The organism is Mesotoga infera (assembly GCA_011045915.1).
In the GTDB taxonomy this organism is placed as follows: domain Bacteria; phylum Thermotogota; class Thermotogae; order Petrotogales; family Kosmotogaceae; genus Mesotoga; species Mesotoga infera_D.
In genome coordinates, this window is record DSBT01000156.1 from 1 (window position 1) to 8,397 (window position 8,397).

At 44.3% G+C, this 8,397-nt stretch carries 9 protein-coding genes; 5 read left to right on the forward strand and 4 right to left on the reverse strand.

Going from position 1 to position 8,397, the window contains the following annotated elements; genetic code table 11:
* The 4 genes from ENN47_05565 to ENN47_05580 all read right to left on the reverse strand — a co-directional run.
* Positions 1–696, reverse strand: a 696-nt coding sequence (locus ENN47_05565; protein ID HDP77641.1) for a PAS domain-containing protein, incomplete at its 3' end; no start/stop codon positions are given.
* 55 nt (positions 697–751) lie between these two features.
* Positions 752–1,426, reverse strand: coding sequence for a chagasin (locus ENN47_05570; GenBank protein ID HDP77642.1), 675 nt, complete (start codon positions 1,424–1,426; stop codon positions 752–754).
* 12 nt (positions 1,427–1,438) lie between these two features.
* Positions 1,439–2,689 (reverse strand): M24 family metallopeptidase, encoded by a 1,251-nt coding sequence (locus ENN47_05575; GenBank protein ID HDP77643.1) that lies wholly within the window; start codon positions 2,687–2,689, stop codon positions 1,439–1,441.
* Positions 2,682–2,909 carry a hypothetical protein gene (locus ENN47_05580; GenBank protein ID HDP77644.1) on the reverse strand — a complete coding sequence of 76 codons (228 nt, stop codon included), beginning with the start codon at positions 2,907–2,909 and terminating at the stop codon, positions 2,682–2,684. Before ENN47_05580 ends, ENN47_05575 begins: the two co-directional genes overlap by 8 nt.
* A gap of 79 nt (positions 2,910–2,988) precedes the next feature.
* Between ENN47_05580 and ENN47_05585 the strand changes: the two genes are divergently transcribed.
* From ENN47_05585 to ENN47_05605, 5 genes are all read left to right on the forward strand, one after another.
* Complete coding sequence (locus ENN47_05585; protein HDP77645.1) at positions 2,989–3,837, forward strand: GNAT family N-acetyltransferase; 849 nt, start codon at positions 2,989–2,991, stop codon at positions 3,835–3,837.
* A 13-nt stretch (positions 3,838–3,850) separates the two neighbouring features.
* Entirely contained in the window at positions 3,851–5,047 is a 1,197-nt protein-coding gene (locus tag ENN47_05590; protein HDP77646.1) for a pyridoxal-phosphate dependent enzyme, read from the forward strand.
* Positions 5,048–5,326: 279 nt separating this feature from the next.
* Positions 5,327–7,171: a molecular chaperone DnaK gene (dnaK, locus tag ENN47_05595; GenBank protein ID HDP77647.1), complete on the forward strand. Its 1,845-nt coding sequence runs from the start codon at positions 5,327–5,329 to the stop codon at positions 7,169–7,171.
* Between the two features lie 37 nt (positions 7,172–7,208).
* Positions 7,209–7,658: an Hsp20/alpha crystallin family protein gene (locus ENN47_05600; protein ID HDP77648.1), complete on the forward strand. Its 450-nt coding sequence runs from the start codon at positions 7,209–7,211 to the stop codon at positions 7,656–7,658.
* A gap of 55 nt (positions 7,659–7,713) precedes the next feature.
* The coding region (locus ENN47_05605) for an ATP-dependent Clp protease ATP-binding subunit (protein HDP77649.1) at positions 7,714–8,397 on the forward strand (684 nt) is incomplete at its 3' end.

Below are 8,397 nucleotides of genomic sequence, written 5' to 3' on the forward strand. Positions count from 1 at the left end.
CGTTACGTCTTTGAAGGTCAGTATTATCGAATCAGGATTTTCATTTGCATTCCTTCCAATCACCAGACTAATCTCGGCAACGATTGGTGATTCGCCGGACGTAATCAGCTCGACTTCAAATGCAGATAGATTCTTGCCTGAAAAGAGACAAGATCTTGCTTCTCTCAATTTTTCCTTGCCCTCTTCAGAAAGAAAGTCCGAAAACTTCTTCATCTTCAGTTGCTCTTCGCCGAATCCCAGTAGATCACATGCAGTTTTGTTCGGATAAAGGATATTTTCCGATAGATCCAGCAGAAGAATGCCCTCCAACGAGTTACTTAAAACTGCGCTGAATTCGGAGATTCTTTTTTTTCGTTCCCTGATGTGATAGATTGAACTTGCCAGAAGAACCGGAAACCCTACAGCTAAGAGAGCCACGGAAATGAACTCAAAGTAATTCATTCCGGTAAGCGCTTCGAGTAAATCGAAGTATGTCGAAAGCGACAGCAAAATGAGTCCGAGAGGTATTCCCCTATGAAGATCTCTGTTCCCGAGGAGGTAAGCCGCAACGAGCGAAACCGCAATAATAACCATTTCACTCAATACAGCTAGCAGCCTGACCGGCTGAAAAGAGTGCATTGAAAATACTATTGACGAAACAACTATGATCAAAATTGATGTCAGATATACCTGCAGCTTACCTCTTATGATAGTCAACCAAGGATCACCTCAGTTATATTATATTATACAGCGGCAAAAAAAATCCCAGAGTTCATTGCACACAGACATTGTAGGCTTTATAATCTACCGCTGATTTCTCGCCTTCCCACGATCTAAAATATCTAAAAACAATTGCCGAATTCCCATCATCTGCCGCCTGGAAAGTCCAGGTGACTTTTGAAGGGGCTCCGACTTTTCCACTCTCATCGGCCAGGACTCTCTTATCGATTTCAATGACAGCCTCTCCAAGAATCTGATACTGCCATGAGTATCCTGTGCTGGCATTCTCTTCCAGAGTCACAGTGAAGGTTGAGCCGGGGGAAACCTCGTTCATTAGAATATTGAAATCAACCTGGCCTTTTTCCTCACCAGCTACATTAACAGTCAATGCCCTGAAGTCTATCGAGTGCTTATCTCCTTCCCACTCCCTGAAGAGTTTTAAGGTTATCAATGCCTTCCCCTCTTCTGCTGCAGTCATTATCCAGCCTTTGACGGAGGGAGCTCCTGGCATCATACTGGGGGTATTGTGCTCTTCAAGGAAGTTTCTCAGGACACCGGTAGGTTCCGCGAAAATATGCCAGAGATACCCTGTGGAAGGATTTTCTTGAACTTCGAGTATGGCAAGATCAGTTACACTCATTGATTTGGCCGACTCTTTCAGCTCAAATGCAAACCCAGAAGTGATTATCAATGCGATATAACAAAATGCTATTAGTGATTTCTTCATGGTATCCACCTCCTATATTAGAAAAAGTTCTTTCTGTCTTCCATCTAAATAGTCAATCTCGCCGTCTCTGAAAGCGACAGTCTCCTCCAAGAATCCGTAAACCGACTGGCCACTCCAAGAAGCCACCGGAGTTCTGTTGTTCAACTCCATGGCAAAGCAAGTCGAATCCCTGATTTTAAGATCTCCCGTACCCTTAATCCCTTTCTGATTATTCCAAAGTCCTATGATTGGCCCCGCGCCGTGTCCATGATAACCAACAGGATGCGAATAGATCGTCGCATCGAGACCTTTTTCTGCTGCGTCTTTCAATGACATTCTTAACAGCTCGTTACCGCTGATACCCTCAATGAAATTTCGTGCCAGAATGTCCTGAACCTCGTTCGTCCTGAAAATGACATCTTGCAGCTCTTCCAAAACGCTACTTTGACCTTCCATTTTCAGGTAAAACATTTGCTGTGTATCTGTCGCCAGACCATTGAAGACAAAACCAAAATCACAGTGTAGAAGATCTCCCTCCTCTATTACTCCTGTACTTCTAGGGTCGTCCACACCGCGCCTTTGAAAGTCAACATCCGGCCCAAACCATGTTTTCAATCCAATATCTACTGCAAGTCGCTTTAGCAGAAACTCAACATCTCGAGTTGTCGTCATACAGGACGATATATTCTCTCTAGAAAACGCATTCCGGATTATTATGTGCGCAATTCTGTCGAGATGCCTGTATATCTCAATCTCCCTGTCTGTTCTGGTCTGCAGCCAGTTGATTGCGATGTTCTCGGCACTCACCAGATTCACTTTACCGCTTAGCTGATTTCTTAGCGACTCGAACAGAGAATGAGTTATTCCGTCGGCCACTGCGAAATCTTTCGAGAAGTCTATTCCAAGACTCTCAATTCTCAGATCTTCAAGCAGCGTTGCAATAGACTTGAAAATATCTCCGTCTTCGACTCTCCATGCGCTTTCGTAGAAGTCTTCCATCTTGCTTCCATAAGGAGATAGCACGAATCTCTTGTCTTTTGTCAAGAGAAACGCAGTTATCCTGCTGGCCCCGTAGAACGAGCCGGGAAGAAGCGTGCTTATTATGGGATCTTCGTTATTTTCCCTTCCGATAACCAACCAGGCGTCGAAATTCTCTTCTTGAAGAAGACCTGGCATGATATTATCCAGTCTATCAAGCAGAACTTCGTTATGTTCACTGATTCTCTCTTCCTCAGAGGGCATATTGGCACCTATCTCTCCGTACTGATCTGCAAATCTATTCATCGGCTCCTCCGTTATCCTTTCCAATGGGAATGTCGACTTCCGAGCTTTCTAGAAGCTTTTTCAGATAATCCGCATTCTTCTCCAAAAAGCTCTCTTCAGTCCCCAGATGAACACCTACCGGACCTTTGCTTCTAATTCGCAGTCTCTTGCATGAGCTCTTCTGACGACTAATAAGCCTGTAGGTAATCCCGTCAATCTCAATAAATCCTTTGATTTCCAATTTATCACCTCCTGAGATAATCTATCATGTATATTGTGCAAAACAAAGAACAGTGCAACTCTCTTGCTTTGCCAATGAGATGCAGAGTAAAATTGAGGAACCAAAATCGGAGGAGACAGCGTTGTTGCATAATGTGGAACCGGAAAAACTCCAGGGAATTGAGACTATCGCTGAGGAACTCGGCCAGAATCTCATGTCCTTGTCTGTAACAGAACTTTATACAAAGGGAATCGTGTACGTCGATAATCCCGAAGAGCCAAATATCTATGTAATCTGGAACTGCTGTGATTCGATTCTGGTTGGAGGCAGGATTGAAGATAATTTGCTCATTCCCTTGCGCGATCTCTTTTCTAAAACTCTTATGACGCTGGCAAGAGGTTTTGGAATTCCTCATCTGAATTTCTATTCAGCTCCAGTCATGTATGAAAGACTTGGAAACATCCTAATCGGTTTGGGTTCCAGGCAGGTGAGAAGATCTCTATTTCAGATGCGTTCATCGAAGGACATGAAAAGTGGAAATTGCAACAATGATAATGCTCCTCGAAGAATAACCAGAGAATTGCTTGAGATGGAACTGACTAATACCAAGGCGCTTGAGGGCTGGATATACTCTTTTTGGAAAGACGAGGAGTCCTTCCTACGTAATAGCGGTGGTTACGCAGTAGTCAGAAAAGGTACGATCCTAAGCTGGTGCATCGGCGTGTACAGATCTGCCGATAGAATTGAGGTAGGTCTGGAGACAGTCGAAGAATCCAGAAATCAGGGGTTCGGTATGGCTGTTTCAAGAGCATGTATAAATGAATTCTTATCGAACGGACTGACAGTTGACTGGCATTGCGACTCGGCGAATAGCCCTTCGCTATCGATTGCCAGGAAACTCGGGTTCAAAGAAATACTTGAATACAGTATCTATCAGATAGACACTTGAAAGGAGCGAAACAATGAGATCATCAAGACTAATATGCACCGCTTGTGGAAAGGAGTTCTCAGATGAGCGTTTTCGCTGTGAATGCGGAGAACCTCTTGAAGTAGTTATTGAAATGAAAAGGACTGTGAAAATACAATTCCATCGATCAGGTATTTTGGAGAGTTTCTCAGATCTCCTTCCTGGACTGGAAGACAAAAACTCCCTTTCTTTAGGCGAGGGATTCACCCCCCTGACCAGACTCGGTGACAAAGACTCTTACGGGATGGAACTCTACGCCAAAAATGAATCTATCAATCCAACATGGTCATTCAAGGACAGGGGAAGTTATCTAGCTGTCCTCGATGCTATTGGCAGAGGTTACAACCACATTGGTACGGTATCTACCGGAAACATGGCGGCTTCAGTTGCCGCATTCGGCAAGAGAGCAGGATTGGAAACCACCATTCTTGTCTCCGATTCGATTCCAGATGAAAAGCTCTCTCCAATTTCGATATACGGCTCCAGAGTTATCAAGGTTAAAGGTGACTATGGGCAGCTTTACTACAACTCTCTGGAAGCCGGTAGCGACAGCGGAATCTACTTTGCAAATTCCGACGCTCCGATGAGGGTTGAAGGATCGAAAACGATTGCTTTCGAGATATTTATTCAGTTAGGAGAAAGGGTTCCGGACTTTGTAATTGTTCCCACTAGCTCTGGAGGCAATGTAAGGGGAATTGAAAAGGGCTTCCGAGAGTTGAGGGATTCGAAATTGTCAGTCAGTATACCGCGAATGATCGTTGCGCAGGCAGCAGGTTGCTCACCGATTGATCTCGCTTTTTCATCTCGCGCATCCACAATAACCAGATTTCATAATCCAGAAACCATAGCTCATGCAATTGAGAACCCCTTCCCTCCGAGTGGAAATGCGGTCTTGAGAATGCTCAAAAGAAATGGTGGAGCAACTGTAGCAATTGATGAATCGAGTATCATGAAAGCCCAAAGGAGCCTCGCTATGAACGGGTTCTTTGTGCAGCCAGCAAGCGCCGTTTCTTATGCAGCCATTTCCAAGCTGCACGAAGAACTGGATATGAGAAAAGCATTAGTCGTAGTTGTTTTGACGGGTTCGGGTCTCAAATATCCTGCCATACTTAAGGAACATCCTGCACACATTGAAACAACTTCTCTTGAATCCCTTGAAGAAATCCTGAAAAAGAAACCAACACCTAAATGATTTAGAATTTCCCTTCAAGTGAAGTTCCTCAATAGAGCGCACTAAACAGAAGCTGCTGGAAAACCCCTGATGGCATCTGACCAAAAAAGTAATTCTTTTATCAGTCGAAGACTAAGAACGCTATACGATTACTTTGCAGTATTATTTATGCCTTTTAAGATGGCTCAGACAATACATTATAAATGTATCACATTCCAAACTCTTCTTGTTGACAGGTTAATTTCTCTTGCCTATAATAGTACTGTAGATGGATAGTTGGTGGTAAGGAGGGAAAATCAAATGGCAAACAAAGAATACACAGTTGGTATCGATCTTGGAACTACAAATTCAGTCATTTCCTGGGTTAAGCCTGACGGCAACGTCGAGGTTATTCCAAATGCAGAAGGTAACAGGACTACCCCTTCGATAGTTTCATTCAGCAAGACAGGCGAGATCATTGTTGGCGAACCTGCGAAGAGGCAAACAATATTGAACGCTGATAGAACGGTACGATCAATTAAGAGGAAGATTGGATCTGATTTCACAGTCAAGATCGATGACAAGGAGTACTCTCCTCAGGAAATCAGTGCCTATATTCTGAAGAAGATGAAGACCGATGCTGAGGCCTACCTTGGAGGAAAGATAACGCAGGCAGTTATTACTTGTCCCGCATACTTTAACGATGCTCAGAGACAGGCCACGAAAGAGGCAGGTATTATTGCCGGGCTAGAAGTCCAGAGGATTATCAACGAACCGACGGCAGCTGCCGTAGCTTACGGGATCGACAAGAAACGCGGAGATAAGAAGATCATTGTATACGATTTGGGTGGCGGAACTTTTGATGTTTCAGTTCTAGATATTGGCGATGGTGTGGTCGAGGTTTTGTCAACCTCAGGCAATAATCACCTCGGTGGAGATGACTTCGATCAGAGGTTTATAGATCATATAGCAGAAGACTTCAGAAAGAAGAACAACGTCGATCTTAGAAAAGACAAGCAGGCGTTCCAAAGACTGAAGGATGCCGCAGAAAGAGCTAAGATAGAGCTTTCTTCAAAGTTTGAAACGGAGATTTCTCTGCCTTTCATAACTGCAACTGCTGATGGGCCATTGCATCTCGAGATGAAGATAACCAGATCGACATTGGAGTCTCTTATAAAGGATCTTGTTGAGGGTACCAGAGAACAGATAGAAAGAGCGATGAGCGATGCAAAGCTTTCTCCAAAAGAGATTGATGAAGTGCTTCTCGTTGGGGGTTCAACGAGAATACCAATGGTTCAGACTTTCATCAAATCAATTTTCGGCAAAGATGCAAACAAGAATATAAACCCGGATGAAGCAGTGGCGATTGGGGCTGCATTGCAGAGTGGAATTCTCTCTGGCAGTGTCGAAAGCGATCTAGTGCTCGTTGACGTCACACCTCTGACCCTCGGAGTCGAGGTCATGGGCGGTCTGATGGAACCGATAATTGAAAGAAACTCCACCGTACCAGTTAAGAGATCCAAAGTCTTCACAACTGCCGCAGACGGCCAGACAGAAGTTGAAGTGGCAGTCTATCAGGGAGAAAGAACTATGGCGCGAGACAATATGTCACTCGGGAGCTTCAAGTTAACAGGAATTGCACCCGCGCCAAGGGGAATTCCTCAGATTGAAGTGACCTTCGATATCGACAGCGACGGCATAGTTCATGTTTCAGCAAAAGACCTGGGCACCAATAGAGAACAATCAATGGTAGTCAGCGGAAGACAGAAGATGTCTGAAGAAGAGATAAAGAGAGTGGTAGAGGAAGCAAAGAAATACGAAGAGCAGGACAAGCAAAAGAAACAGGAAATTGAGTTGAAGAATCAGGCAGACCAACTCGCATATAGCATCGATAAACTCCTTAGCGAGAGCGGCGAAAAGATCTCATCCGAAGACAGGGGTAAGCTTGAAAGCCTCGTGAAAGACCTAAGAGACGCACTCAACGAAGATAACATGCAGAGGGTAAAGCTCCTGTTTGATCAGCTTCAGAAGGAAAGTATGAGAGTTGGACAAAGTGTTTACCAGAAAGCACAGGCTCAAACTCCTGCAGACGGAGTCCCACAGGAAGGTGATAATAATGATAGTGACAGTGGTACCGAATATATCCCGCCGGAAGACAGCAAATAACAGAAATCATAGAGATCCAAAGAATGGAGGTGTTAATATGTTGGCTATCAGAAGAGGAAGCGATCTTTTCAGACCTTTCGAGGAGATTCAAAGGGAGATGGACAGACTCTTTAACGATGCCTTCAAAGGGTTGAACAGCCAGTCGAGAGAATCATCGATGTTTAGTCCTGAAGTTGACATCTACGAAAGGGATAACTCAGTTTTTATCGAAATGGATATCCCTGGAATCAAGAAGGATGAACTCGAAATCAAGGTAGAAGAAGACGTTCTCTCAATCAAAGGCGAAAAGAAGCTTGAAAGAGAGGAAAAGGAAAGAGACTATCACCGCTACGAGAGATATAGCGGAGCATTCCAGAGAATATTCAGGCTTCCTGAGTACGTTAAGAGTGATGATGTCAAGGCGAAATATGAAGACGGTGTCCTGAAACTCGAGCTTCCCAAAAAAGAAGAAGTCAAAAAAGAAGCAATCCAAGTGAAGATCGATTAACGTAAGAGAGAAACTAAGAGGGCGCTTTCGGGCGCCCTTTTTTTGGAGGTGTAGCATGATCAACTATGAGGAGTACACTGAGAAGGCCAAGAAAATCCTCATGGATGTTCAAGACATCCTGATGAGATACAGACAGAATCAACTTGCATCGGAGCACATTCTTCTTTCTATGCTTGAGGACGGGGATAATATTGCCATCAAGATACTGAACGAGAAGAACATCAGCATAGATTCTTTGAAGAAAGATGTTGAAGAAGTCATCGGACGTTACGGAAGTAGCCGCGAATCAACAAACCAGATATATATCACCCCGGAGGCCAGACACATCCTTGAGAATGCGCGAAGTGAAGCGAGAAGAATGCACGATTCGAAAACCGGAACCGAACATATACTTCTGGCGATGGTACGGGAGACCTCTGCTGTCGCAAGCAGACTCCTGTCTAAATACGGGATCAATCTGGATAACATTTATACATTGATTCTCAAGGGCCGAAGAAAAAGCGGCGCAGAAGAGGATGAGAATCTTTCTTCCTTGAAGAAGTTCACAATCGACCTTACTCAGCTTGCAAAGGAAGGCAAGCTTATGCCCGTTATAGGTAGAGAAGATGAAGTCAGAAGGGTAATACAGATTGTTGGAAGAAAAACCAAGAACAATCCCGCGCTCGTCGGAGAACCTGGAGTAGGAAAAACCGCAATTGTAGAAGGTTTGGCTCAGCGTATTGTGAGTGGCGATGTTCCC

What these genes read in the sequence shown, in the direction of transcription:
- ENN47_05570 (HDP77642.1), bottom strand. Translation starts at nt 1,426, where the DNA reads ATGAAGAAATCACTAATAGCATTTTGTTATATCGCATTGATAATCACT.
- ENN47_05575 (HDP77643.1), bottom strand. Translation starts at nt 2,689, where the DNA reads ATGAATAGATTTGCAGATCAGTACGGAGAGATAGGTGCCAATATGCCC.
- ENN47_05585 (HDP77645.1), top strand. Translation starts at nt 2,989, where the DNA reads ATGCAGAGTAAAATTGAGGAACCAAAATCGGAGGAGACAGCGTTGTTG.
- ENN47_05590 (HDP77646.1), top strand. Translation starts at nt 3,851, where the DNA reads ATGAGATCATCAAGACTAATATGCACCGCTTGTGGAAAGGAGTTCTCA.
- dnaK (HDP77647.1), top strand. Translation starts at nt 5,327, where the DNA reads ATGGCAAACAAAGAATACACAGTTGGTATCGATCTTGGAACTACAAAT.
- ENN47_05600 (HDP77648.1), top strand. Translation starts at nt 7,209, where the DNA reads ATGTTGGCTATCAGAAGAGGAAGCGATCTTTTCAGACCTTTCGAGGAG.